We start from the raw sequence: 25,467 nt of genomic DNA, 5'->3' as shown, positions 1-25,467 counted from the left end.
ACTAAAATCCCATGGCATACAAAAGCGAACGGAGTAAAAAGCCGGTACTATTTTCGAAGCTTTTGCAGGTTTTCAAGTCTCGTGCGTCGCGAATCGCGGGCTTCCATGATACCCTCCACAATCATGACAAGTTCTCGCCATTCTATATTTGCACAGACCTCATTATCGCTGGCAGAATCAGGCTTACCTAAAGTGCCGGCTTCCAGAAGTTTGGAATACAGCACCATGCCGCCTGGCTCCCAATGCAGGAGTTTTATACGGTCACGGGTACGGTTTATGAAGATATACACGTTGCCGTTGCAGGGGTCCTGACCCATGGCGTCTGTGATGATACCGCTGAGGGTATGGAAGCTTTTGCGCATATCAGTCGGGCGGTTATACAACAGATAGCGCATACTGTCATTAAGGCTGAACATGGTTGCAGGACTGGATGATTGAAAACAGTTCCTTTTCATTTAGCTCACCGCAAATGCGTATGGCACTACCACCCGGTGTACGTATTTCTATCTCTTTCAATCCGCTTGGCGTAGCCGGTGTACTTTTCTGTTTCCGTCCGGTTGTACCGGCAAATGAAGGAACCGGAACAAAAGATCCACTGTGCGGGAGCTCGATAAACTCACCTTGAGCCGTTTTACCCGATGATTGCTCGCCGGCATAACGGGATTTGCTGTCATAAAACCGCCATACAGGGATGTTGAGTTCCTCTAATCTTGACTTATAAGTCACTTTGTGCTCTTTGCAGTAGTTCATTATCTCTACTACTTCTTCTCGTGTCATCATAACTTTGCTTTTTGGACGTAAAGTTAATGACGGAAGTTTGAGGAAAAAATACGTGGTTTACCGAATGCTTACAACCTACAATGGGTTTTCGTGTTACTTAGTGAGATGAGGAGCTTATTTTTTCAATCCAAGTTAAAGGGGTAGGAGGTTGCATAACGTATCACAAAATCGCAGCATTTAGTGACCGCCAGGAACCTCACGAACCCTTTCAGATGACTTCTGAGAGGGTTTTTCTTTGCTCTTAGCTGAAAATGTTACCAGACAATTCAAGTGAACTATATCAATCTATATATTCTTTTTTAATTTGATCAGTGCTTGTTTTTCGCCGTTTTTTCCTATCCAGCTTTCGATGTCATAAGGTTTATATCCTAATTGGTAATATAGTAGAATGCCTTTGGTATTTTGGTTAAAACAAGAAAGATGGATTTCTACTACATTATATTTATTTTTAGCTATCTGTTCCATTGATTCAATAAGGTATTTGGCAATACCTTTATTTCTGTATTGCAAATCTACTATGACATTCCCAATTGAGCAATACCTGTTTATCTCTAATTCATAGAAGTTCGCAAAACCAACTATTCTATCTTGTAGCAAGACAACAGTGGAGTCCCATCTTTTCATTATAGATGCTCCCAGTTCTTCAACAGTTAACGGATAGTTAGCCTTAGGGAACATGAAGAACAATTCTTCTGCGCTTTGGGGCATCTTACATACTTCTGCAAGATCGGCTTCACAAATAGTCCTATGCCGTAGTTTGTTCTGTATCTTAATCATGGGAGTGTATCTAAGCCCATCGGTTTCCTGTTCTTCGGTTGTTTTAGAAAAGCCCAAACTTTCATAGAAACTTATGGCATAGGATGAAGAATTCACTGTTATTTTATTCACTATTTGATTGGCATAAGCACAATTGAATAATTCTCTACCTATGCCTTTGCGGTGATAGTCTGGATTTATGAAAAATAGAGAGATATGTGTGCCGTTGGATTTAGTACCAATTATACCGACAAGCTCATTGTTATCAAAAGCTCCCCAAATAGTAAGCTCATTCATTAATTCCTTGTTATAAACGAACTTTTTAAATGTTTTTAATCCGCTGGCATTGAAGTCTGTTGTTCCGCATTTAGTAAATACAGCAAGTGATAATTGTATCGCTTTGTTGTATTCTTCATTATTTAATTTCCTGATATTCATGTTATAACCCCTTATTTTATTTATCCAGATCTTTTGCCATCCAGAAGTTAGTTAGACAACATTGATTAGCCCTGCGCTTTTGCTCCACTTTCACTATGTAGCCGGATTTTTCAAAGAAAGGACGGGCTGTTATACTCACTTCTGATGTGATTTGCTTAATCCCCTCTGCAATTGCATACCGCTCTATTTCTTTCAAGAGCATAGTGGCAATGCCTTTACCCTGAAAATCCTTGTGAATGAACATGGAGTGTAAATAACCTTGCGGTGTAATGGATGAAAAGCCGACGATCTGCGATTGTTGGTCAACAGCCACAATAAAATAGTGCGTCTCTATCATCCCTTTTATTTTAGCGAGGTCATCTCCACAGGATGCCCAGTCTTCCACTTCTTCCTGTGAGTAATCACGCCTGTTTACTTCAAGTACTGTATTCTTGTATAAATCTCTCAGCGCAATAACATCTGGTTGCTGCGCTACTCTGATTGTAAAGTCTCTTTTCATATTTTGGTTCATATGCTTTTAGATTGTTTTATATAATGAAATTGCAATATTAGGCAAATGGAAGAAGAAAAACATTGAAATAATTCAAGCTTTTTCTTTATTAAGTATTTTTTTCTTATGTGGCTAACAGTTTTAGAAGTTAATTCATTTTTCGATTATCAGCAATAGCTTTTGGCATGCCTGCTGCCACAAGACCCGAAATATTCTTGTGCGAGCATCCCCCATTCTTTTGGGGACACCGCTTTCCTGAATTTCTCTATTTGTTTTTAATTTATTGTTTTTCTATAGTTTCCATCGTTTTTCTTGGTAAATCCATTGTTTAATAATGCTTTTATTGAGATTATGTTTTCTTCAGAAGGATCTGCGGCTATTTCTTTGCCACCGATTTGAATAATTTTTTCTTCCAGAAGTTGAATGATTCTTTTGCCGATACCCTTATTCAAATATTCTTCTTCACCAATCAGATAGCCGATTTCGTATGTGTGATTTTTTTCTGTAATGTCTCCATATAATTCCTTGAAGTCGTGTTTCTCATCCTCCAGATCTTTTAAATAAAAACAATCAGTGTAGAGGCAGTATCCAATTTTCCTGTTATTGCAGTAAACAATAAGATGTTTTATGAAACTATATTTTCCATTTCTTTCGTTTATCTCGTTTAGCCAGTCCTCTTTTTCTCCAAACCATTTTTTGATATATTCCTTGTCCAGCCATTTATCGAATAATGGAATGTCTTTTTCCGTTAGAGGTTTTAATTCAATTCTGCTCTTATTTATCATAAACTCATTTTAAGTTGTTCATTCGCTTTTAGTAAAAAGCGGATTTTCTTGTAAAAATACTAAATAATTTTTAGGTTTTTCCCTATTGACGATTATAGGATTCACTAATTAAGTATGATTTTCCTGTGTTACTTTTGTAGTAAACCAAAAGAAAACATTATGAAAAAGATTTTATTCATTCTATTTGCTGCACAGTTTGTTTTAGCTCCTTATATGACAAAGAGCTATGGTGCAAGGGCTGTCGAGGAGAATCACGAATATTCGATGGGCGATCAGGGAAAGAGAACAGTCAAGAAAGACATCTTGGGAAATATTATCATTGAGGATGATAGAGGTAATAGAAAAACAGTCAAGAAAGACATCTTTGGAAACCTTACTATTGAGGATGATAAAGGCAACCGAAAGACTGTAAGAGAAGATATTTTAGGGAATATTACAATCGAAGATAATAAGGGTAATAGAAAAACTATTCGGGAATATATTTTTGGAAATACCATTATTGAAGATAATGAGGGTAACCGCAAGACTGTAAGAGAAGATATTTTTGGGAATACCATAATCGAGGACAATAATGGTAATAGAAAAACTGTCCGGGAAGATATTTTTGGAAATACCATTATCGAAGACAATAAAGGTAATCGGAAGACAGTGAAGGAAGATATCTTTGGTAATACCATAATCGAGGATAATAAGGGTAATAGGACAACTATTAAGAAAGATATTTTTGGTAACCAAATAATAGAAGATAGCAAGGGAAATAGGAAGATTATTAAGAAAGATATCTTCGGAAATACAATTATTGAAAAGTATTAAAGTATGTGACTGGGGATGTCTGATTCTTTCGTTATCTTTGTATCGAAATATATCAGAAATTAGTTGAATGTATCCATGAATCGTATAAAAGGCATACTTTATGCGGCAGTATCCTCTTCCACTTTTGGGCGGTATAAAAAATGCTGTTTATCTGATGATAAACAGCATTTACTTTGAAGAGCCTCTTGTCGGATTCGAACCAACGACCCCGAGATTACAAATCACGTGCTCTGGCCAACTGAGCTAAAGAGGCGTTATTTTCTTTTGCGGGTGCAAAGGTATGAAATTCTTTTAAAAATGCAAATACCTCACGCACTTTTTTTATATTTGCAGTCTCACTAATGATTGATAAGAAGATGAAAAAGAAAATTATGAATGTATGTGGTATGGCGTTTCTCGCCATAAGTATATTGGCATGTTCCGGTCAGAAGAAAGGGGCGGTGAGTGCTGAGGCTACAAGAGACAGTGTGGAAGTAGCTTCGGAAGCATTGACAGTCGAAGCGGATAGTACAGGATATATCGTTCGGGTAGGAGAGACGGCTCCCGATTTCACGATTACGCTGACCGATGGCAAACAAGTAAGTTTGTCCTCACTTCGGGGTAAAGTCGTAATGTTACAGTTTACGGCAAGCTGGTGTGGTGTGTGTCGTAAAGAAATGCCGTTTATTGAAAAAGACATCTGGCTGAAACATAAGGACAATACTGACTTCGCATTGATTGGTATCGACCGTGACGAACCACTTGACAAAGTACTTGCCTTTGCTAAATCTACAGGCGTCACCTATCCGTTGGGACTAGATCCGGGAGCTGATATTTTTGCGAAATATGCATTGCGTGAATCCGGCATAACGAGAAATGTATTGATAGATAAAGAAGGAAGAATTGTAAAGTTGACTCGTTTGTATAATGAAGAAGAGTTTGCTTCCCTTGTGCAGATGATTAATGAAATGCTGAAGTAATATACAGCTATTCTTCAGCGGATTATATCATATAGAAATAGTGACGCTATCTCATCGGGATGGCGTCACTATTTCTGTTATATAGCGACACTATCCTGACTGCATACCGTCACTATTTCCTCATGGGCTATTCAGGCAAGACTTAGCTTTGCCAAATAATCGTAATGTTTTCCTTCTTTTACCAGTTCGGCTTTAAAACCATATTCGGACGCATATAAGCTAAGTGTCTGGAAATCGACATATAACCAGTCGAATGGTTCTCCTTTCACATCCTTGTATTGCATCTGAAAATCAATTTCCCCGTAATAATCTCCGGCCAAATCAATCACTATACTGCCATCCTCTTCCTCGAAAAGATAACGCAGATCGCTGGAATCCATCCATATACATCCGCCGGGACGAAGGATACATTTCATTCGCCGGAAGAAATCGGGCATATTACTTAGTTTTCCGATAATTCCCGAACCATTCATCAGCATCAGGACAGAATCAAACGTTTCAGTAAATGTCCCGTCAAAAAGATTGGTAAGACGAACATCATTGACTCCCCGCTGTTTCATTACTTCGACAGATAGCGGAGAAATATCAATGGCACATACCTCTTTTCCCATTTCCTGAAGTGCCAATGCATGGCAGCCACTTCCTGCACCAACATCCAATATCCGTCCTGTAGCCATTTGCAGAGCGGTTCGTTCCAGTACAGGCATGGACTGGATATTGCGGAATAATTCCTTGACGGGAATCACATCTTCTTCGAATTGAGATGAAAATACCCGCAAGCGGTCGGCTCTGCGATGGTTGAAATAATCAGAAATAGCGGTTCCCATCGGATCCCTTTCTGCGGAGAGAATTGTTGTTGCCATTGGAGGTTACATATTGTTTTAGTCGACAAAGATAAATAAATCCGTAGAAAAGGATTATCTTTGCACATGTAAATGTGAATATTAATAATGTATATTATATGAGTATTGAAGAAGCAATCATGGGTGGAATCGTCTTTAAAGGTAAGAAAGATAAGCCCAAAGAAGAGGAAAAAGTGAAGACAAAGGCGAAGAAAGCAACCTATATCCGAGGACAACATGGTTCGGGAGCTGCGAAAATGAAAGCAGATATCCGGAAGAAAAGAGCAAATCGACACAAAAAATAAACATCGTGATAATCAATATTTTTATTTGTATAGCGGCAATTGTACTATTTTTAAGAGGCATTATTTTCCTGCTAAAGACAAAACTGATCTGGATGCTATATGTCCAAATTATGGAGAGCTACAGTATGAAGGTGACAGGAAGGGTAGTAGATCTGGAAGTTAAGACCAGGACGAATGGCGTTAATGGTGTCATTACGGTAAATTATCCCATAGTGGAGTATAAACTGGGTGAAGAGAAAGAAATGAATCGTCAATCTGCCGGCTATGATATAGTAGTTGAAGCGGATAATAAGTCTCATATGCTGTATGCTCAAAAGTCCCCTCACATAGGAGATAAAGTAACAGTCATGTATAATCCGGATAGTTTGGATAAAATATTCGCATTTCCTAATATGCCTTTTACTAGATTATTATGTAGGCTGTTTCTTCCTGGGGGAATTTATATTCTGGCAGGTATTTTGGGTGTCTGCTATATATTTGTTAAATGACTGGTAAGAGAGTGAAATACTTTCCAAAATAATTCCCCCTGTCACATATAGTTGTAACAGGGGGAATATTATAATTGGGATATTCTAACGCCCTTTCAATTATTTCTGTGGTAGTATCTCGATCCAGTAGTCGTCCGGATCGTTAATGAAATAAAGCCCCATGGCCGTATTTTCAAAACATACACAGTTCATTTCTTTGTGATAAGCTCTGACTGCATCATAATCGCCGGCCACACGAAAACAAAGATGGCTTTCATTCTCGCCCAGTTCGTAAGGAGCGGTATGGTCTTTCAGCCATGTCAGTTCAAGGAGAAAGCCTGTCTCGCTGTCTGTCAGGTAGACTAATGTGAACGAACCGTCGGAAGCTTCCTTCCGGTGATGTTCTTTCAGGCCGAGCGCTTTCTCATAAAAAGCGATGCTTCGTTCCAGGTTTGTGACATTGATATTAAAATGGTCAAATTTACTTTTTATTTCCATTGTGCTATCTTCTTTATTGTTTCATTAAGAGTTTCACAATCTCTCCGACATATGTGCGGGGTTGTCCGGCTTGCGGAGCGGTTTGTGAAGGAAGTTTCTTACATTCGATAACAGCCGAAGGAACAGTTTGGTTCGGAGCATAGAGTTTCAATACATAGCTGTCCGCCTTTTCGATAGCGTCATAAGACTGGTCGGGCGAAAGCGTGCAGTAAGCGACAGCTTTGCCTGACTGGTAACCCAGCGCGCCACCAGCATTGGCAGTCATATTTGTCATGTTGAACTCATCCTTTCCGATGCTGATAACTAATTTTCCACTTCCCATCAACGCATATACTTCGCCCGGAATCTGCTTCAGGTCAACCTCTGTATAGCCCGGCATATCTTTTGAAGCCTTGCCTGCCGGAGTAGCGGGCGTGAGAGTTGCGGCAGGAATAACTTTCTGAGCAGGTTCGGCAGTTGTAACCTTGACATCTGTCTTGGCATCTGCACCACCAATCACGATCGGGCCTGCGGCTGCAACGATGGACGGAGCTTTTTGCTCTTCTTCCTTCTTCTTTTTCTCTGCTCTTGGACGGGTATCCGGCGCTCCGAAAGCAACAGCTACATCCATGAACATATCATCTGCGAAATCTACCGTTTTTCTGCGCCACTTAGCCAGTCCGCGTACCAGTTTGGTCTTTGCTTTGTTAAGCGCATATTTGTCGGTAATCCATTCTTCCGCTTTATATTTCTCCGTATCACGGTAGGTGAAACGTATCTTTTCCAGTTCTACGAGGCAGCTTCCCGGTTTGCAGGTAACTGTAATCTGATAATTGATTAATGTACGGTCTAAAGACAGAGCGCTTGAACTGAAAACAATCCATTCCTCACCGACACCCGCAATTGTTCCTTTTGCTTCGTCGGAATAAACGACGCGGCTGTCAATATTCTTGTTTTCTTTCAGACGTTCGTTCATCCACTTGGTTATTGTGTCGAAAATTTGTGCCTGACTCATTCCGGGAATCTGGAATTCCTTGGAGAATACTACTTTACCATCCACTTCGGGAACAGCGCCTACAAGATACCTCGTATCATCTTTTTTGTCTTTTGCAGAGTCTGCCTTCATTGCCATCGGCAACATAAGGAACAGGGTAAGAAACAGAATCGTAAATTTATTCATAATTATAATGTGTTTATTTGGTAATTTCAAAACTTTCGCCCCGACGGGTGATGCTGATAAAACGGCATCCTGCATCTTCGGCAAAACTTTGAAGCGCGTTGCCGCCTTCATAATCTTCACTGAAGTGCATGGGCACAAATATAGTAGTTTTTATTTGTTCGATGAACTGTTTTGCCCCTTTCATGTAATCTTTTCCCATTCTCCGATCTACCGGAAACAGTACTAAATCAATGATTGGCGCTTTTTCTTTTAAATATTTAACTTCTGCAAGGAAATCACCGTCGGCTTTTCGTATCTCCGCTTCGGTGGATTCTTCACTCCAGTGCCAGTTGTTCAAGTCTCCGGCATGGAAGATGCTCCACCCCTGAAGATGAATCAGAAACGAACTGCCGACATCCGTCGAACCAAACGCGTCGATGCGGATGGTGTCATCCTCGTATGTCTCTCCTTTTTTTATATAGACGGCATCTCCGGCTTTGGCGCGTCGTGACTTCAGAATATCTTTAGAAAAAATATATTGAATGTCCGGACGCTGTTCTTTCCACGTCAATATGTCACGGTTGAAGTGATCGGGGTGGAAATGGGTAGCCAATACGTACAACTTACCCGGCCTTTGCAGCAGATAATCATGTACGATTCCCCGGTTATGTTCGGTTTCGGAAGAATCCTTGTAGTAATCAATGATAACGGTCACGCCTTCCGCTTCGATGGCAAAACCGCTGTGATAGATATAATCCAGTGTCATAAGCTGAATGTTTTATAGTTGCAATATTACGTATTCTAGTTGGAGTTGCCAAGAAAAATCGACGAAATCAGGGAGCAAGGCGACTGATTTCCCATTCTCCATCCGGTTGCAGGGTATATAAGAAGCGGTCGTGCAGACGGTTCGGACGTCCCTGCCAAAACTCCATTCTCGTAGGGGTAACGGCATATCCGCCCCAGTTGCCGGGTCTTTCCACATTTTTTCCTATCCATCGGGCAGCTTCCTTGACAAAAGCCCGCATCAACTGCATCCTGCTTTTGACAGGCTGGCTTTGCGGAGAGATTCGTGCACCGATCCGGCTTTTATAAGGACGCACACGAAAATATTCATCCGACTCTTCGGGCGGGACTTTGGCAGCCGTTCCTTCTATATGAACCTGCCTTTCGAGCGCATGCCACACAAAAGAAAGGGAGATATATGGATTTTGTGCCAACTGCCTTCCTTTGCGACTTTCGTAATTCGTGTAAAAGACAAACTTTCCGTCATGGAGTCCTTTCAGCAACACAGTGCGTGTGGATGGCCTTCCTTCGGGAGACACAGTGCCCACAATGACAGCGGTCGGCTCGTCCACCTCTGCGTCAATCGCTTCTTGCAGCCAACGGCTGAAAAGTGAAAGCGGGTCGCCGGGAAGTTCATTCTCCCGCAACCCGCTTTTGGTATATTCCTGTCGGATATCAGCTAGATTTGTTTTCATCTATAAACTGTAACTTCTAATTAATAATCCATCACATGGGTACTTCTATCAATAGAATATGCGAGTCCTTCAATGTTTCCAGTTCAAAACTGTTGGTTTCATAAATACCCATTCCGTCGCGGCGTTTCATCACTTCGCCTTCTACTACAATTTCTCCTTCGATAAGAAATATATATACACCTGCATGACTCTGATGCATATGATAACCTAATTTCTTTCCGGCTTCAACCTTGCCGATAGAGAACCAAGTATCTTGCAAAAGGGAAGCGGGGGTGCTGCCGTCGGGTGATACGATTACCGCCAACTCATTCGGGCGTTCCAGTTCGGTGATATTGAAGTCCTGGTAAACGGGACGTGTATTCCGTTCTCTCGGCATAATCCATATTTGCAGAAATTCCACCGGTTCTACGGGACTTGCATTCATTTCACTATGGAAAATTCCTGTTCCGGCACTCATGGTCTGGATTTCCCCGACGGTGATAATCCGGCTGTTCTTCTTGCTGTCTCCATGTTGCAGATGTCCTTTCAGGGGAATCGAAACGATTTCCATATTCTTGTGCGGATGCGTCTGGAATCCTTCTCCGGGGGCGACCTTGTCATCATTCAGGACACGGAGGGCACCGAAATTGATACGGTCGGAGTCGAAATATTCATCGAAACTGAATGTATGGTAACTATCCAGCCAATCGTATTGGGAATGTCCTCTTGTATCAGCCTTATGTATAACTTTCTTCATAATTTTCTCCTTTTTCTTGTTGATTATATATCCTGTAAACAAAGCAATAGACTAAAAGTTTTATCTCTTCACTTCATTTAGCAGAGGTTTGTGATTGATGAAATCTTTTATGTTTTGCAAGGTTGTCAGGGCAATATTCTCCATCGCTTCGCGTGTGAAGAATGCCTGATGGGAGGTGACAATCACATTATTGAACGAGAGTAGGCGGGCAAGCACATCATCGTCAATGATGCGGTCGGACTGGTCTTCGTAGAAGTACTCACTTTCTTCTTCATATACGTCCAGACCTGCGGAACCGATTTTCTTATTCTTTAACCCTTCAATCAGCGCATTGGTATGAATCAACTGTCCGCGACCGGTATTGATAATCATCACTCCGTCTTTCATCTTGCTGATGGAGTAGTCATTAATAAGATATTTCGTTTCTTCAGTGAGCGGGCAGTGTAGCGAGATAATATCCGAACTATGATATAATTCGTCCAGTGAAGTATAAACAATCTGCTCTTCCCGTGCAAAGTTATAATCAGGGTAGAGGTCGTAAGCCAGCACATTCATGCCAAACCCTCTTAAGATATGAATCAGGATTTTCGCTATTTTCCCAGTGCCGATGATACCTGCTGTCTTTCCGTGCATATCAAAACCCATCAAGCCATGAAGGGAGAAATTGCCGTCTTTAGTACGCCAGGAAGCACGTGGAATTTTACGATTCAACGATAGCATAAGAGCCACCGTATATTCGGCAGTCGCATAGGGTGAGTAGGCAGGTACGCGTACAACGGTAATTCCGGCAGTGGCAGCCGCATCCAGATCCACATTGTTGAATCCGGCACATCGCAGCGCCAGCAGTTTTACTCCATTAGCTGCCATGATGCGGATTACTTCTGCATCGGCAACATCATTTACGAAGATACATACAACATCTGCGCCTTGCGTCAGTAGTACATTGTTCTTATTCAGATTTCCTTTGTAATAGCGTATCTCAAATCCGAATTCTTTGTTTCTATCATTGAAAGAAGATTCGTCATAAGGCTTTGTGCCAAAAAATGCAATAGTATAGCCCATCATATTATTCTATAATTTATTATACTATAAAAACGTAAAAACAGGTGGATTTGTTTGCTCTCTGATTGATGGTAAATGTAGATTGTTTCATTAGAAACAGTTTGTTTTTTCAATTAAAATGGGTGGGTGAATGAAAATAAATGCACAAATATATGTCTCGTGTGCAATAATATTGTATCTTTGCGCCCGAAATAATTTAAAAAAGATTTAGATGAGAAAAATTTCCTTGATTGGATTTGTAATGCTAATCGTTTCAATTCCAACTTTTGCCGGAGGTCTTCTGACAAATACTAATCAACACGCTGCTTTTCTTCGTATGTTATCTCGTGGTGCTACTATCGAAATAGATGGTGCCTTGTCTAATCCTGCCGGTCTGGCTTTTTTGCCGAATGACGGTTTCCATATGGGATTGAGCATTCAGAGTGCTTTTCAGACGAGAAATATTGATGCCAGTTTTATGAGATATACTATGAATGGTGCGACGCCTTCCACAGAATCTTATGCCAAGTATTATAAAGGAAAAGCTGCTGCACCGGTTATTCCCAGTGTGTTTGCCGCATATAAGAAAGGTGATTGGACTATTTCCGGTTTTTTTGCGATTACCGGTGGAGGTGGAAAAGCATCATTCGATGACGGTTTGCCTATGTTTGAGTCATTAGCTATGGCGGGTATCTTTAAGGCAACAGCAGGTGCCGGTAATCCTGTTTCTCCTAATATGATGAATATCAACAGTGCAATGGATGGTAAACAATATATTTATTCCGTACAATTAGGTTTGTCTTACAAGATTAATGATTGGCTTTCCGTATTTGGTGGTGGACGTATGAATTATTTTACGGGTGGTTATGAAGGTTATTTGGATGCCAAACTGAAAAAAGATTATGGTGGTGGGGAGTTGATGAATTTAGCATTGGATTGTGATCAGACTGGTTGGGGGTTGACTCCTGTCATCGGTGTGGATGCTAAGTTCGGCAAATTTAACTTCGGTGCAAAATATGAATTCAAGACTAACTTGAATATTGAAAATAATACGAAGAAGAATAATGCTGAAGATGGTGTATTGGCACCTTTCAAGCACGGTGTAAACACTCCAAATGATATACCTTCCATGCTTTCAGTTGCGGCTGCTTATGAAATTTTGCCAGTGTTGCGTGCATCTGTTGAGTACCATTTCTATGATGACAAGAAAGCGGGAATGGCTGATGGAAAACAGAAATATCTGACAAAGGGAACAAATGAATACTTAATGGGTATCGAATGGGATGTAATCAAACGATTGACCTTGAGTTGTGGTGGACAGATTACGGATTACGGATTGTCTGACAATTTTCAGAGCGATACCAGTTTCTCTTGCGACTCCTATACATTAGGTGTTGGAGCGAAAGTGGTATTGAGTGAAAGAGCTAATCTGAATGTTGGTTATATGTGGACTACCTATGAAGATTATACTAAAACTTCAAAGAATTATAATGGTACGGAATTGCCCGGTACTAATGTATATAGCCGCACTAATAAAGTATTCGGTGTGAGCCTTGACTACAGATTTTAATTGTGCATAATCCGCTACAATTTTCTATAGCAGAAGCCGTCTCAAACAACAGTTTTGAGGCGGCTTCAAACTTTTATACCGATTTAATTAGAAAGAATACTGTACCAGCATATTCAACCGGTTGGCATGACGGGTTGAAGAACTGAAATCACTCCGCCATCCTCTCAAATACTCGACGCCCACTTGCAGATTACTGCTTACATTCCAGAAAGCATTCGCTACAAGATACTGTCCCTTGCGGTAAGATTCCGGATTTTCGCTTGGATATCCGTTCTCAGAATAAAGTCTGGATAAACTATATGTTCCGGAAACAAAGAAACTCGGGCAAAAATTATATTGCAGTCCGGCATACCATCCCAACATCGGAAGAACCTGCATTTTTCCTTCATCGTCAGGATCGGGAACAATGTCCACATTGAGATTGCTTAAATCATTCAGATAAGAACCGATGCCCTTACCATAGTTGAACTGTCCGTAAACCTGCAACTTCTTTGTGATATTGAATGTAGTGGATGCCTGCAAACCGAATCCGGTAGTCGAATAAGCCTTGTTATATACATTGCTTGAATAAGTCATGCTGCGTACGATTGCGCCAAGTTTGATATGACTGCTACTGTTCCAGTTATATTGTGCGGAAGCGGCAAAGTCCGGCATCCGTTGGGTGTTGACGGAAACATCGCTGTTGGTAGTGCCATCTACCGAAGGCATTTCCATGGCAACGCCGAATTTCCAGTTTTTCAACTTGTCGCACATATAGCTTAATTGCGTGGTACGATAGAACGCCGAACCGTTAGGGCCTGCAAAGTCGATAGTAGGAGGAAGCGCGGAAAGATCCATGAACGAACCATAACTATATCCGATGGTAAAACCGAGGAATTGCGCATACGCATTTTGCAATTCAAAAGTCTTTCCGTCTCCGCGGAAGTTACCGGCGGTGTAAACCACGAAGTCACCGAGATGTTTCGTACGTCCCACCAGTTTAAGGAATAGGGTGGAAGTGGTGATGTCCATCTGGAACTGATTCCTTGCAAAATTTCCCTTTCCCGGTTGGGGAATCAATGCCGGATAGAAATCGACGTCGTCAACGATACCGTTAAAGTCATACTCTGCCGTTGCACGGACATAACCGCCGATGCCCAATGCAAACTTACCCTTCTGGTCAGTCAGCAGAAAGCGGGGAGCGTTCGGGTCATGGAAACGCATCTGCGAACGGTCGTTCATGATCCGGATAATTTCATCTCCTGCCTTATCACGAGAGACAAACATGATGGAATTGGGTTCTTCATCTTCGATGATTACCTTCTTTTGTGCATGGGCACAGAGGGGGAAGATTCCCATCCCCAGTAGCATAGCTACCATTTTAAAACTAGTTTTCATTATCAGTTAAGTTTTAGGTGAATGCCCAATGAACAACTAAAAAAAGAAATGGTTGAGAGGGGCAAAGGAAAAATTGCCAAACTAACCGGAAGAATTGCTATTTATATTCATTCTAAAAAACCGGATCTTTGTACCGTACTAATCAGATAAAAGAAATACGACGATGGGAAAAGTAGAATTTACTCAAGGAATATTAGACATACAGTCGGATTTGCACCGCTTCGCATATAAGCTCACTGCAAACCGTGATTCAGCTAATGATTTGGTTCAGGACTGTGTGTTGCAAGCATTGGACAATCATGAGAAGTTTACGTATAGCAAGAATCTGAAAGGATGGATGTACACTCTCATGCGTAACATCTTTGTCAATAACTATCGCCGTACTGTCCGCGAAATGAATATCATGGATGATACCTATTCTGTAAATCAACAGCACATGATTGAAGACGAAGATGGTGGCAAGTTTGAGTTTGCCTATGATATGAAGCAACTGTATCGTGTGTTACATACCATTCCCGACGATATGAAAGTACCTTTCCAGATGTTTGTCGCCGGATTTAAGTATAGAGAAATTGCCGAGAAACTAGGATTGCCGATGGGGACGGTGAAAAGCCGTTTGTTCTTCATCCGTAAACGGTTGAAAGAAGAATTGAAAGATTTCTCCTGATACAATTCTTTTTGATTGAGTGATGTGTTTTAAGGTCAAAGTGATGAGCCTTCCTGCCATAGACGACAACTGGCGGGAAGGCTCATTTTGTTGTTAATCCATCATTTCCTGGACTCTGTGTTTAGCCTTTTGAGCAGTCTCCTGCGCGGTATGGGCTGCTTCCGTGGCTTTTTCTTTCACTGTGTTAGTCGCTTCTGTCGCTTTTTCCTGAGCAACATGTGCGGCATGTTGTACTTTCTTTTTCAAGCTTTCGCCCGAATGTGAACTCGCTTCGGCACCTCTTTCCTTAGCTTCTTCGGCTCTCTCTTCAGCAAGCCGGGCATTTTTCTTTTCCTGCATTGCTGCTTCTTTTACGTCTTTCTTAAATTGATGTTCCATGATCTGGTCTTTTAGTTAAACATGGATTTTAAACACGTGGCCGTCTGAAAAGGATTCCCCGATTAGGAAATTTTCATTCTTTTTCATTCATCCAAATATTTGTATAGGTAGCATCCTTCCTCTTTATCGAGGATATTCATGAGTTGCAACCGGTCAATCATCAAATATCTTTTGCTTTTTCATAGTTTTTCCTCTATCTTTGCAGCCCGAAAGAAAAAGAAAGTATGATGCCGTGAATAGCGGTCGTGTATTCTAGAACACCACGTAAAAAACAGGAATTATGAAAGAGAAAGTATCTGTACCTTTTATGCTGCTTGGCATTCTTTTTAATGTATGCCTTATTGCGGCCAATCTTCTTGAAACGAAAGTAATCCAAATCGGTAGCTTGACTGTAACCGCCGGATTATTGGTTTTTCCTATTTCTTATATAATCAATGATTGCATCGCCGAAGTTTGGGGATTCAAGAAAGCGCGTCTGATTATTTGGAGCGGTTTTGCCATGAACTTCTTTGTGGTAAGTCTTGGATTGATAGCAGTTGCCATTCCTGCCGCTCCTTTTTGGGAGGGAGAGGAGCATTTTGATTTTGTGTTCGGTATGGCGCCCCGTATTGTGGCTGCCAGTCTGATGGCTTTTTTGGTCGGTTCGTTCCTCAATGCTTATGTGATGAGCAAGATGAAGATAGCCAGTCAGGGCAAGAATTTTTCCGCCCGTGCCATTTGGTCTACTGTTGTCGGTGAGACTGCCGATTCATTGATTTTCTTCCCGGTAGCATTCGGAGGAATTATTGCATGGAAAGAACTGCTCATTATGATGGGAATCCAAATCGTACTGAAATCCATGTACGAAGTGATGATTCTTCCGGTCACTATCCGTGTGGTGAAAGCGATTAAGAAAATAGACGGTAGCGATGTCTACGATACCGATATCTCCTACAACGTACTGAAAATCAAAGATATTTAAAATATTGTATGAATAGAGAAGCAGCATTGGTTGTGTTCAGTGGTGGGCAGGATTCCACCACCTGCCTGTTTTGGGCAAAGCGCAACTTCAAGAAAGTATATGCCCTGAGTTTCCTGTATGGCCAGAAACATCAGAAGGAAGTGGAGCTTGCACGGGAGATAGCCCGTAAAGCGGAAGTGGAATTCGATGTGATGGATGTATCCTTCATCGGAAAACTGGGACGTAACTCCCTGACTGACGCTACGATGGTTATGGATCAGGAAAAACCGGCAGATGGTGCTCCCAATACATTTGTTCCGGGACGTAACCTGTTTTTCCTGAGCATCGCAGCAGTATATGCCCGCGAACGTGACATCAATCACTTGGTAACGGGAGTTTCCCAAACAGATTTCAGTGGTTATCCCGACTGCCGCGACGCGTTTGTCAAGTCACTCAATGTGACATTGAACTTGGCTATGGATGAACAATTCGTAATCCATACTCCTCTGATGTGGATTGATAAAGCCGAAACATGGGCTTTGGCGGACGAACTGGGAGTGTTGGAACTGATTCGCACCGAGACTTTGACATGCTATAATGGTGTACAAGGTGATGGTTGCGGACATTGTCCGGCTTGTACGTTGCGTCGGGAAGGACTGGAGAAATATTTAAAAAGTAAGAATCAATAATATCTCTACACAGAGATTAAAAATGCATTTTCTGCTGTCATCTGTCACATTGCTGTTGCTAATCGTTTGAGTATAAAATGAATAGTCTGTGACAGCAAGTGGTGACAGCAACTAAATTCGACATTCTGCCGTCACATCTCTTGTCACCGGTAAGCTCTGATAAATAAGATAGTAGCTTCTGTTCGGGAATTGTATCGGCTTAATTCAGTTTCAACAGCTTGAAACTGTTGTTTCACGGCAAGAAACCTGAGTTTCATTAGGGGAAACTAAAGTTTCATCAGCGAGAAACTAAAGTTTCAATGGTAAGAAACTAAAGTTTCAACGGTGAGAAACTAAAGTTTCTATTGCTTGAAACTATTAGTTTCAAGGCTTGAAACAAAGTGTTCATCACCTTGAAACACTTTGTTTCGCCGTATGAAACACGCCGTAACACATAGAACGCGGATAAATCCCCCGTGGGGTTAAAGAATTACGGTGATAGGTGACAGATACGGTGATAGGTTGTAAAATGAATCATTCACCACTCAAATGCTTATGAATAAGGCGTTTGGGGCTAGTCGGTGATAGGTGAAAGAGGAAATGCGTTTTTTATCTATGTAGAGGATTGCAGTAAACGAGTACAAATGACAGAATTAAAAGACCAACTTTCCTTATTAGGAAGAAAAACCGAGTATAAGCAAGATTATGCTCCTGAAGTATTAGAAGCCTTTGATAATAAGCATCCTGAAAATGACTATTGGGTACGTTTCAACTGCCCTGAATTTACGAGTCTGTGTCCTATCACTGGGCAACCGGACTTTGCCGAGATACGTATAAGCTACATTCCTGATATAAAAATGGTAGAAAGCAAGAGTTTGAAACTCTATCTTTTCAGTTTCCGTAATCATGGTGCTTTCCACGAAGACTGCGTCAATATCATCATGAAAGACCTTATCCGGCTGATGAATCCCAAATATATCGAAGTAACAGGAATCTTTACTCCCCGTGGAGGTATCTCTATCTATCCGTATGCCAATTACGGCCGTTCGGGAACAAAGTTTGAGCAAATGGCAGAACATCGTTTGATGAATCGGGAGTAGTACATATGAATACTAGTTTGCCAATAGAACTCCGTGAGTATATTCAGCAGAATATAATTCCGCAATATGTCAACTTCGACAAGGCACATCAAATAGACCATGTTGAAAAAGTAATTGAAGAAAGTCTGAAACTGGCTTCTTATTATGATGTCAATCTGCCGATGGTCTATACGATTGCAACTTATCATGACTTGGGACTGTGTGAGGGACGTGAGTTTCATCATATAGTATCCGGCAAGAAATTAATGGCGGATGAAACTTTGCGACATTGGTTTACGGATGAACAACTGTTGCAGATGAAAGAAGCGATAGAAGACCATCGTGCATCCAACAAACAGATTCCGAGAAGTATCTATGGAAAAATAGTTGCCGAAGCCGACCGTATAATAGATCCCGAGGTAACGTTACGCCGTACCGTTCAGTATGGATTGTCCCATTATCCGGAAATGGATAAAGAACAGCAATATGCTCGCTTTCGTAAACATCTTAATGATAAGTATGCGGAAGGGGGATATTTGAAGTTATGGATACCTCAGTCGGATAATGCCGGACGGTTGGCGGAATTACGGAAATTGATTACTAGTGAAGATAAATTGATTAAAGTGTTTGATAGGTTGTATTTAGAAGAAAAGACTAGGCTTTTATTATGATTATTCTGTGTTCCAAATAGTAGGATTCCGTAAACTTTCGTGATAACATCTATATTTTTCTTTGGAGGTATTTGAGATACAACAGATATATGCTAAAGCTTTTCGATCCAATGAACGCAAAGATTTGCAGACTGATACGATTTTATCTAATCCATAATAAGACCGTATTAGCAACCAATCTGCCAGAGTGCCATATTCCAAGACGCGTTGGATAATTTGTGCCGGACAGGTATCCATATCAGCCTTCGATATATCTATATCCCAAAACAAATGGGGAGACAATTTTGATATGTATTCTTTCTGTTCCATGGTCTATAGTTAATGAGACTTTATCTTTTTTACAAAGGAACTATTTTATTTCAGATTAACCAAGCGGGTAACTCCTTTTAACACCGTCACCGGCATGTTTTTACTCGTGATGATACGGCCCCCCGTTCAATATCGTCATCGCCCGATAAATCTGTTCCACGAATATCAGTCGTATCATTTGATGCGAGAAAGTCATTTTCGACATTGAAATCTTCTCATGGGCTGCCTGATAGACTTTCTCGGAGAAGCCGTAAGGGCCACCGATAATGAAAACCAGCCGTTTGTTGACCGTATTCATTTTCCGTTTCATGTAGTCGGCAAATTCAAGGGAACGCATCTCTTTTCCGTGTTCGTCGAGCAGCACCACCACATCTCCCGGTTGGAGCGCTTTCAAAATTAACTCACCTTCCTTTTCTTTCTGTACTTCCATCGAAAGACTCTTCGTGTTTTTCAGTTCGGGAATCACTTCCATATCAAAAGTGATATAGCGTTTTGTACGCTGTACATAGTCGTTGATAGCTGTAATATAGTGTTGTTCTACGGTTCGTCCTACGACGAGCAGAGTTGTCTTCATGCCTTTATAATTCTGATTAATGCACAAAAATAGGCATTTTTTATGTTATTCTGCAATTAATGCTTACCTTTGCCTATCATTAGTTGAAAGTTTGAGTCTTTAAACTTCAACTTAAAAGCTTGTAATTATGAAAAAACGAGTGCTCGTAGGAATGACCGCTTTGCTTCTTTCCCTCTCGTTGCTAATGGCGCAAGAGATACCGGCAGGAGTGATTACGGCATTTAAAAGAGGAAGCTCGCAAGAGCTGAGTAAGTATATGGGGGACAAGGTAAACCTGGTGCTCCAAGGTCGCTCGACAAACGTTGACAAGCAGAAAGCAATGGCTACGATGCAGGAATTCTTTACGGAGAATAAAGTCAGCGGATTTAACGTGAACCATCAGGGAAAACGGGACGAATCAAGTTTCGTTATCGGAACGTTGGCTACTACTAAGGGGAACTTCCGCGTGAATTGTTTCCTCAAGAAAGTACAGGATAAATGTTTAATACACCAAATAAGAATTGACAAAATCAATGAATAAGGAAAAAGAACTGATCGACAAACTGATCGACCTTGCTTTTGCAGAAGATATAGGTGATGGTGACCATACCACCCTTTCATGTATCCCCGCTGCGGCAATGGGAAAATCAAAATTGCTTATCAAAGAAGCCGGCGTACTGGCAGGCATCGAAGTGGCTAAGGAAATCTTCAACCGTTTCGACCCGACTATGAAAGTCGAAGTCTTTATTAATGACGGAACGGAAGTGAAACCGGGCGATGTAGCGATGGTAGTGGAAGGAAAAGTGCAGTCACTGCTTCAGACCGAACGCCTGATGCTGAACGTGATGCAACGTATGAGCGGTATCGCCACAATGACCCGCAAATATGCAAAGAAACTGGAAGGCACAAATACCCGCGTACTGGATACCCGCAAGACGACTCCGGGGATGCGTATTCTCGAAAAGATGGCTGTGAAAATCGGTGGCGGTGTGAATCATCGCATCGGTCTGTTCGACATGATTCTTTTGAAAGATAATCATGTGGACTTTGCCGGAGGAATTGACAAGGCTATCACCCGTGCTAAAGAATATTGCAAAGAAAAAGGGAAAGACCTGAAAATAGAAATAGAAGTCCGCAGCTTCGACGAACTGCAACAAGTTCTTGATCTCGGTGGGGTAGACCGTATCATGTTTGATAACTTCACTCCCGAAATGACGAAAAAGGCAGTAGAGATGGTAGCCGGCAAATACGAAACCGAATCTTCAGGCGGTATCACTTTTGACACTCTTCGTGACTATGCCGAATGTGGCGTAGATTTCATCTCCGTAGGTGCTCTGACTCATTCAGTGAAAGGACTGGACATGAGCTTCAAGGCCTGCTAAATGAAAAAGAGAAGATTGTCATGAAGATTTCTTAAGACGCGCGTAACGCGGATGACACGGATAGTAAGACTTTGATAAAAAGAATCCGCGTTATCCGCGTTATTTGTATCTGAAGACTGTTTCCCATCTTCCCTGTTTTTGCATATGCTTCAGAAAAAACTTTTGTATTTGTATTCTTTAACATTTTCTGTTGCAGCATTCCTCAAACTCTTGCGTCTAATGGATAAAACGACGCAGACATACGTTCGATTTTAAAAAAGGTAATTGACTTGGAAAACGAGATAGAACTGGTAAAGGGCTGTCGGGCAGGAAAGGATTCAGCCCGAAAGGAACTTTACACTCTCTATTCCAAACAGATGCTGGCGGTTTGTTTCCGCTATACGGGCGATATGGATGCGGCGCACGATGTACTGCATGACGGTTTCATCAAGATTTTTACCAACTTCTCCTTCAGGGGCGAATCTTCGCTCTGCACATGGATAACCCGGGTGATGGTCACTCAATCACTCGATTATTTGAGACGGGAGAAACGAGTCAGCCAGTTGGTAGTGCATGAAGAGCAACTTCCCGATATCCCCGATATATCGGACTCGGGAGGAGGGGCTGGAATCTCCGAAGAGCAGTTGATGGCATTCATTGCCGAATTGCCGGATGGTTGCCGAACCGTTTTCAACCTTTATGTGTTTGAAGAAAAGTCGCACAAGGAGATAGCCAGGATGCTTCACATTAAGGAACATTCGTCTACTTCGCAGTTGCATCGCGCCAAATATTTGTTAGCAAAAAGAATTAAAGAGTATAGGAACAATGAAGAAAGAAAATGATGAAATAACCGATCTGTTTCGCACGCGTCTTGCTGATGCAGGGATGAGTGTCCGGGATGGCTTTTGGGAAGAGCTATCGCAGGATATTCCTGTGGCTTGCCAACATCGCCGTCGGATTCTGCTCTTCCGTGTGGCGGCTGCGGCATCTGTATTGCTCGTTTTGGCGGCTTCGTCGGCTACTTTCCTGTATTTCTCTCCCAAGGAAGAGATGGAAGAAGCATTTACGAAGATAGCCGTGACGAATGGGGGACAGATGGATGGAGACGGAATACGTGTCAATCAACTGCCATTGCCGGTGGAACCTGTTTTGCCGAAACCGGCTCCTAAGTCTTTCGGTATGTTGTCGCAATGTGTGGAAGAGGAGGATTCGCTTTCTATTACCTTCTCCATGTCGTTCTCTTTTTCGTCGACTACTACGGGAAGTGGCAATCGTTACGGTAATCAAGGTTATAATGGTTATTGGCAGGCTGCAAATGGAAATACGGAATCATCTACTATGCAGGAAGAAACCGCAAGTCCGGCTGTTACTCCCGAAAAAGTTGTGAAGAGACATCGCTGGGCGATAAAAGCGCAGTTAGGTACTGCACTTCCGGCAGAGGACGGTACTTATAAAATGCCGGTTTCCGCAGGGGTGACAGTAGAACGAAAATTGAATGATTACCTGGGGATAGAAACAGGACTGCTTTATTCCAATCTCCGTTCGGCAGGACAACATTTGCATTATCTAGGTATCCCTGTCCGGGTAAACGTGACGTTGGTGGATACGAAGAAAATTGACCTTTACGCTACCGTAGGCGGGATAGCGGATAAATGCATAGCCGGTGCTCCGGACAACAGTTTCAAGGAAGAACCTGTCCAACTGGCAGTGACTGCCGGCATTGGAATCAATTATAAAATTAATGACCGGCTTGCGCTCTTTGCCGAACCCGGTATTTCGCATCATTTCAGCACTGATTCGAAACTGGCTACGGTACGCACGAAACGGCCGACTAATTTTAATTTACTTTGCGGACTTCGCATGACGTATTAATCCTTATGAAAATGAAAAAGACACTTGTAATGCTGTGGATGGCACTTTGCCTGATTGTATCGTTCAGTGGATGCAGCAGCGAAGAAATGGATTATAACAATCCGGATGTTGCTCTTTTTGTGAAGCAATTGAAGTCGGGTACGTATAAGATGAAGAATGATAAAGGAGTGGTGGAAGTTCCTCATTTCATGGAAGAGGATATTCCCGAACTTTTAAAATATGCAGAAGATCTGACAATTATACCCTCTTTCCCGTCGGTTTATAATACGAACAACGGTAAGATTCGGTTGGGTGAATGTATGCTTTGGGTGATTGAGTATATCCGTCAGGGCACACCGCCGTCAATGGGTTGCAAAATGGTGTTGGCGAATGCTGAAAATTATGAAGCAATCTATTTCCTGACCGACGAGGAGGTGCTCGATGCAGCCGCCTGTTACCGTAGCTGGTGGGAAGAACGGCAATATCCGAAGACCCGTTGGACGATTGATCCATGCTATGACGAGCCGCTTTGCGGATCGGGCTATCGTTGGTGGTGACACTCAATAAGGAGTTGCGTCCGGAATAAGAAATAGAAAACATTCATGTAGGAACGTTTGTTTGTATCAGTAGTCTTTTTACTGCTGACAGGGGCTTGCTACGCTCAATGGACTGCTGAAAATCGGGTTGAGGCAGGTATGTATGAAGCGTTTGAAAGGTATTAGGTAATGAAAGAATAAAGAGGATGAATAGATTGATGAAACGTTTTTGGGCAACTATGGCATTGTGTTTTGTAACTTTACTTGCGTATTCGCAAGTCTGGACGGCGCAAGACTCATTGCATCTGAAGAAGTTGCTGGATAGTGACCAGGAGTTGCACTTAAATATGGATGCTGTAAAGTCGATTGATTTCGGCGGCGCGGTGGGAAGTCCCAGGATGTCGGAGGAGAAGAAGTGGATGCTGCCTGACGAATCGCTGCCCGAAGCATTACCTAAACCGAAAGTGGTGTTGAGCCTGATGCCGTATAAGGCAAATACCCGTTTCAATTGGGATCCCGTCTATCAGAAAAAGATAAGGGTGGATAAGAATACCTGGCGGGGGGATCCTTTCTACGAGCTGCGCCATCAAAGATCATACTCCAACTGGGCGCGTAATCCGATGGCAAAGGGGATGCGTAAGTCTTTGGATGAGATACAGGCGAGCGGAGTACGTTTCCGCCAGTTGAGTGAGCGTGCCAATGGGATGTTTGTGAATTCGGTAGTGATGGACAGCCCTATTCCTTTGTTTGGTAGCAGCGGAGTATATATCAATGGCGGAACTATCGGCGGACTTGATCTGATGGCCGTCTTTACGAAAGAATTTTGGAATAAGACAGGGAGAGATAATCATGCCCGTACCTTGGAGGTTCTGCGGACTTATGGAGACTCGACGACTGTGCTGATAAATAAACCAATCGAACAGATTGCCCGGTAAGGGCGTTATATATGTACTAATGCTTTCTCATAGGGATATGGAATCATTAGCTCATTGATAAATTATTAATTATGAACAGAATAACTTCTCTTCTAGGGATTCAGCATCCTATAATTCAAGGTGGAATGGTATGGTGTAGCGGTTGGCGGCTTGCTTCCGCAGTGAGTAATGCAGGTGGATTGGGGCTGCTCGGTGCAGGTTCCATGCATCCTGAAACTTTGCGTGAGCATATCCGTAAATGCCGTGCGGCTACGGAACTTCCTTTTGGTGTGAACATACCTTTGATGTATCCTCAAATAGAGGAAATTATGAATATCGTGGTAGAGGAGGGAGTGAAGGTTGTTTTTACTTCTGCCGGAAATCCGAAAACATGGACAGGATGGTTGAAAGAACGTGGAATTACAGTTGTTCATGTGGTTTCTTCCTCGCGTTTCGCTGTGAAGTGTGAAGAAGCAGGAGTAGATGCGGTAGTGGCTGAAGGGTTCGAAGCCGGCGGACATAACGGTCGTGAAGAAACAACAACTTTCTGTCTGATTCCTGCCGTACGTGAAGCTACAACCTTACCGCTGATAGCTGCCGGTGGTATCGGAACGGGAGAAGGCATATTGGCTGCCATGGTCTTGGGAGCTGAAGGAGTGCAGATGGGAACCCGTTTTGCTTTGACTGAAGAGAGTTCGGCAAGTCCGGTGTTTAAGGATTATTGTTTGAGCCTTGGCGAGGGGGATACTAAGTTGTTATTGAAGAAACTGGCTCCGACACGTCTGGTGAAGAATGGTTTCCGGTATGCAGTGGAAAAGGCGGAAGATAATGGCGCTTCTCCCGAAGAATTGAGAATGCTGTTGGGAAAGGGACGTGCCAAAAAAGGTATGTTTGAAGGCGATCTGGAAGAAGGTGAACTGGAAATAGGACAGGTTTCTTCCATTATATCCCGTCGGCAGTCGGTGGCGGAAGTGATGAGCGAATTGATTGAGGCTTATCGGCAAGCGGCGGAGAAGAAATATTTATTTGGGTATTCCGATGAACATAATTTACAAATTAAGGGTTAA

At 42.1% G+C, this 25,467-nt stretch carries 33 protein-coding genes and 1 tRNA gene; 17 read left to right on the top strand and 17 right to left on the bottom strand.

The window, feature by feature from the left end:
• Positions 1–47: 47 nt before the first annotated feature.
• The 5 genes from tnpB to BQ7997_RS02900 form a co-directional block, all read right to left on the bottom strand.
• Entirely contained in the window at positions 48–455 is a 408-nt protein-coding gene (gene tnpB / locus BQ7997_RS02920; RefSeq protein WP_235817251.1) for an IS66 family insertion sequence element accessory protein TnpB, read from the bottom strand.
• Positions 403–780, bottom strand: coding sequence for a hypothetical protein (locus BQ7997_RS02915; protein ID WP_235817250.1), 378 nt, complete (start codon positions 778–780; stop codon positions 403–405). Before BQ7997_RS02915 ends, tnpB begins: the two co-directional genes overlap by 53 nt.
• Before the next feature lie 285 nt (positions 781–1,065).
• The gene (locus BQ7997_RS25765; RefSeq protein ID WP_073343364.1) at positions 1,066–1,974 is read right to left on the bottom strand and encodes a GNAT family N-acetyltransferase; all 909 of its coding nucleotides are present in this window, start codon (positions 1,972–1,974) and stop codon (positions 1,066–1,068) included.
• Between the two features lie 16 nt (positions 1,975–1,990).
• The gene (locus BQ7997_RS02905; protein ID WP_073343595.1) at positions 1,991–2,473 is read right to left on the bottom strand and encodes a GNAT family N-acetyltransferase; all 483 of its coding nucleotides are present in this window, start codon (positions 2,471–2,473) and stop codon (positions 1,991–1,993) included.
• 266 nt (positions 2,474–2,739) lie between these two features.
• Positions 2,740–3,249 (bottom strand): GNAT family N-acetyltransferase, encoded by a 510-nt coding sequence (locus BQ7997_RS02900; RefSeq protein WP_073343361.1) that lies wholly within the window; start codon positions 3,247–3,249, stop codon positions 2,740–2,742.
• Positions 3,250–3,408: 159 nt separating this feature from the next.
• On the opposite strand from BQ7997_RS02900, the gene BQ7997_RS02895 reads away from it, so the two are divergent.
• Positions 3,409–4,062 carry a hypothetical protein gene (locus BQ7997_RS02895; protein ID WP_073343357.1) on the top strand — a complete coding sequence of 218 codons (654 nt, stop codon included), beginning with the start codon at positions 3,409–3,411 and terminating at the stop codon, positions 4,060–4,062.
• Between the two features lie 179 nt (positions 4,063–4,241).
• Here the strand turns inward: BQ7997_RS02895 and BQ7997_RS02890 are convergent.
• Positions 4,242–4,315: transfer RNA gene (locus BQ7997_RS02890), tRNA-Thr, on the bottom strand.
• Positions 4,316–4,418: 103 nt separating this feature from the next.
• Between BQ7997_RS02890 and BQ7997_RS02885 the strand changes: the two genes are divergently transcribed.
• The gene (locus BQ7997_RS02885; RefSeq protein ID WP_073343354.1) at positions 4,419–5,021 is read left to right on the top strand and encodes a TlpA family protein disulfide reductase; all 603 of its coding nucleotides are present in this window, start codon (positions 4,419–4,421) and stop codon (positions 5,019–5,021) included.
• Between the two features lie 131 nt (positions 5,022–5,152).
• Here the strand turns inward: BQ7997_RS02885 and BQ7997_RS02880 are convergent, their stop codons facing one another.
• Complete coding sequence (locus BQ7997_RS02880) at positions 5,153–5,884, bottom strand: class I SAM-dependent methyltransferase (protein ID WP_073343351.1); 732 nt, start codon at positions 5,882–5,884, stop codon at positions 5,153–5,155.
• Between the two features lie 98 nt (positions 5,885–5,982).
• Between BQ7997_RS02880 and BQ7997_RS02875 the strand changes: the two genes are divergently transcribed.
• Together BQ7997_RS02875 and BQ7997_RS02870 are read left to right on the top strand one after the other, a co-directional pair.
• Positions 5,983–6,168, top strand: a complete 186-nt coding sequence (locus tag BQ7997_RS02875) for a hypothetical protein (protein WP_022136515.1) — start codon at positions 5,983–5,985, stop codon at positions 6,166–6,168.
• A 110-nt stretch (positions 6,169–6,278) separates the two neighbouring features.
• The gene (locus BQ7997_RS02870; protein ID WP_139260879.1) at positions 6,279–6,656 is read left to right on the top strand and encodes a hypothetical protein; all 378 of its coding nucleotides are present in this window, start codon (positions 6,279–6,281) and stop codon (positions 6,654–6,656) included.
• Between the two features lie 99 nt (positions 6,657–6,755).
• Here BQ7997_RS02870 and BQ7997_RS02865 read toward each other — a convergent pair whose 3' ends face one another.
• The 6 genes from BQ7997_RS02865 to BQ7997_RS02840 form a co-directional block, all read right to left on the bottom strand.
• On the bottom strand, positions 6,756–7,133 hold the full coding sequence (locus BQ7997_RS02865) for a VOC family protein (protein WP_022136517.1): 378 nt from the start codon (positions 7,131–7,133) through the stop codon (positions 6,756–6,758).
• Positions 7,134–7,146: 13 nt separating this feature from the next.
• Positions 7,147–8,292: a DUF4468 domain-containing protein gene (locus BQ7997_RS02860; protein ID WP_073343347.1), complete on the bottom strand. Its 1,146-nt coding sequence runs from the start codon at positions 8,290–8,292 to the stop codon at positions 7,147–7,149.
• Between the two features lie 13 nt (positions 8,293–8,305).
• Positions 8,306–9,037 carry an MBL fold metallo-hydrolase gene (locus BQ7997_RS02855; protein ID WP_073343344.1) on the bottom strand — a complete coding sequence of 244 codons (732 nt, stop codon included), beginning with the start codon at positions 9,035–9,037 and terminating at the stop codon, positions 8,306–8,308.
• A gap of 67 nt (positions 9,038–9,104) precedes the next feature.
• Complete coding sequence (pdxH, locus tag BQ7997_RS02850; RefSeq protein ID WP_073343341.1) at positions 9,105–9,749, bottom strand: pyridoxamine 5'-phosphate oxidase; 645 nt, start codon at positions 9,747–9,749, stop codon at positions 9,105–9,107.
• Positions 9,750–9,780: 31 nt separating this feature from the next.
• Positions 9,781–10,485 carry a pirin family protein gene (locus BQ7997_RS02845; RefSeq protein WP_022138226.1) on the bottom strand — a complete coding sequence of 235 codons (705 nt, stop codon included), beginning with the start codon at positions 10,483–10,485 and terminating at the stop codon, positions 9,781–9,783.
• 60 nt (positions 10,486–10,545) lie between these two features.
• Positions 10,546–11,547, bottom strand: a complete 1,002-nt coding sequence (locus BQ7997_RS02840; RefSeq protein ID WP_073343593.1) for a 2-hydroxyacid dehydrogenase — start codon at positions 11,545–11,547, stop codon at positions 10,546–10,548.
• Positions 11,548–11,758: 211 nt separating this feature from the next.
• On the opposite strand from BQ7997_RS02840, the gene BQ7997_RS02835 reads away from it, so the two are divergent.
• Positions 11,759–13,096 (top strand): OmpP1/FadL family transporter, encoded by a 1,338-nt coding sequence (locus tag BQ7997_RS02835; protein ID WP_073343337.1) that lies wholly within the window; start codon positions 11,759–11,761, stop codon positions 13,094–13,096.
• A gap of 87 nt (positions 13,097–13,183) precedes the next feature.
• On the opposite strand, the gene BQ7997_RS02830 is transcribed toward BQ7997_RS02835, so the two are convergent.
• Entirely contained in the window at positions 13,184–14,473 is a 1,290-nt protein-coding gene (locus tag BQ7997_RS02830; protein ID WP_073343334.1) for a DcaP family trimeric outer membrane transporter, read from the bottom strand.
• A 163-nt stretch (positions 14,474–14,636) separates the two neighbouring features.
• On the opposite strand from BQ7997_RS02830, the gene BQ7997_RS02825 reads away from it, so the two are divergent.
• Positions 14,637–15,140 (top strand): RNA polymerase sigma factor, encoded by a 504-nt coding sequence (locus BQ7997_RS02825; RefSeq protein ID WP_073343331.1) that lies wholly within the window; start codon positions 14,637–14,639, stop codon positions 15,138–15,140.
• 93 nt (positions 15,141–15,233) lie between these two features.
• Here the strand turns inward: BQ7997_RS02825 and BQ7997_RS02820 are convergent, their stop codons facing one another.
• Positions 15,234–15,518: a YtxH domain-containing protein gene (locus tag BQ7997_RS02820; protein WP_022138220.1), complete on the bottom strand. Its 285-nt coding sequence runs from the start codon at positions 15,516–15,518 to the stop codon at positions 15,234–15,236.
• Positions 15,519–15,798: 280 nt separating this feature from the next.
• Between BQ7997_RS02820 and BQ7997_RS02815 the strand changes: the two genes are divergently transcribed.
• The 4 genes from BQ7997_RS02815 to BQ7997_RS02800 all read left to right on the top strand — a co-directional run bounded on the left by BQ7997_RS02815 (position 15,799) and on the right by BQ7997_RS02800 (position 18,876).
• The gene (locus BQ7997_RS02815; protein WP_022138219.1) at positions 15,799–16,479 is read left to right on the top strand and encodes a queuosine precursor transporter; all 681 of its coding nucleotides are present in this window, start codon (positions 15,799–15,801) and stop codon (positions 16,477–16,479) included.
• A gap of 8 nt (positions 16,480–16,487) precedes the next feature.
• A complete protein-coding gene (gene queC, locus BQ7997_RS02810) occupies positions 16,488–17,147 on the top strand; it encodes a 7-cyano-7-deazaguanine synthase QueC (protein WP_073343328.1) in 660 nt (219 codons plus the stop codon).
• 623 nt (positions 17,148–17,770) lie between these two features.
• Positions 17,771–18,226 carry a preQ(1) synthase gene (queF, locus tag BQ7997_RS02805; protein WP_022138217.1) on the top strand — a complete coding sequence of 152 codons (456 nt, stop codon included), beginning with the start codon at positions 17,771–17,773 and terminating at the stop codon, positions 18,224–18,226.
• 5 nt (positions 18,227–18,231) lie between these two features.
• Positions 18,232–18,876, top strand: a complete 645-nt coding sequence (locus BQ7997_RS02800) for an HD domain-containing protein (RefSeq protein ID WP_073343325.1) — start codon at positions 18,232–18,234, stop codon at positions 18,874–18,876.
• Here BQ7997_RS02800 and BQ7997_RS26080 read toward each other — a convergent pair whose 3' ends face one another.
• Together BQ7997_RS26080 and rlmH are read right to left on the bottom strand one after the other, a co-directional pair.
• Positions 18,877–19,185 carry a DUF6922 domain-containing protein gene (locus BQ7997_RS26080; RefSeq protein ID WP_073343321.1) on the bottom strand — a complete coding sequence of 103 codons (309 nt, stop codon included), beginning with the start codon at positions 19,183–19,185 and terminating at the stop codon, positions 18,877–18,879.
• Positions 19,186–19,285: 100 nt separating this feature from the next.
• Entirely contained in the window at positions 19,286–19,759 is a 474-nt protein-coding gene (gene rlmH / locus BQ7997_RS02790; protein WP_044654264.1) for a 23S rRNA (pseudouridine(1915)-N(3))-methyltransferase RlmH, read from the bottom strand.
• Positions 19,760–19,886: 127 nt separating this feature from the next.
• Here rlmH and BQ7997_RS02785 point away from each other — a divergent pair, with 127 nt between their 5' ends.
• The 7 genes from BQ7997_RS02785 to BQ7997_RS02755 all read left to right on the top strand — a co-directional run bounded on the left by BQ7997_RS02785 (position 19,887) and on the right by BQ7997_RS02755 (position 25,467).
• Complete coding sequence (locus BQ7997_RS02785) at positions 19,887–20,279, top strand: DUF4783 domain-containing protein (protein ID WP_044654252.1); 393 nt, start codon at positions 19,887–19,889, stop codon at positions 20,277–20,279.
• Entirely contained in the window at positions 20,272–21,120 is an 849-nt protein-coding gene (gene nadC / locus BQ7997_RS02780; protein WP_073343318.1) for a carboxylating nicotinate-nucleotide diphosphorylase, read from the top strand. The genes BQ7997_RS02785 and nadC overlap by 8 nt, the downstream gene beginning before the upstream one ends.
• 269 nt (positions 21,121–21,389) lie before the next feature.
• Positions 21,390–21,941, top strand: coding sequence for an RNA polymerase sigma factor (locus tag BQ7997_RS02775; protein WP_073343315.1), 552 nt, complete (start codon positions 21,390–21,392; stop codon positions 21,939–21,941).
• Positions 21,925–22,971, top strand: a complete 1,047-nt coding sequence (locus BQ7997_RS02770) for a porin family protein (RefSeq protein ID WP_073343312.1) — start codon at positions 21,925–21,927, stop codon at positions 22,969–22,971. Before BQ7997_RS02775 ends, BQ7997_RS02770 begins: the two co-directional genes overlap by 17 nt.
• Positions 22,972–22,982: 11 nt before the next feature.
• Positions 22,983–23,507, top strand: a complete 525-nt coding sequence (locus tag BQ7997_RS02765) for a DUF4943 family protein (RefSeq protein ID WP_022137232.1) — start codon at positions 22,983–22,985, stop codon at positions 23,505–23,507.
• A gap of 185 nt (positions 23,508–23,692) precedes the next feature.
• Positions 23,693–24,421 carry a DUF4858 domain-containing protein gene (locus BQ7997_RS02760; protein WP_083589151.1) on the top strand — a complete coding sequence of 243 codons (729 nt, stop codon included), beginning with the start codon at positions 23,693–23,695 and terminating at the stop codon, positions 24,419–24,421.
• Between the two features lie 71 nt (positions 24,422–24,492).
• Positions 24,493–25,467 carry an NAD(P)H-dependent flavin oxidoreductase gene (locus BQ7997_RS02755; protein WP_073343309.1) on the top strand — a complete coding sequence of 325 codons (975 nt, stop codon included), beginning with the start codon at positions 24,493–24,495 and terminating at the stop codon, positions 25,465–25,467.

This window comes from Bacteroides congonensis, assembly GCF_900130125.1.
GTDB lineage: Bacteria > Bacteroidota > Bacteroidia > Bacteroidales > Bacteroidaceae > Bacteroides > Bacteroides congonensis.
The sequence above is the reverse complement of the archived record's forward strand: the minus strand, read 5'-3'. Positions and strand labels throughout refer to the sequence as shown.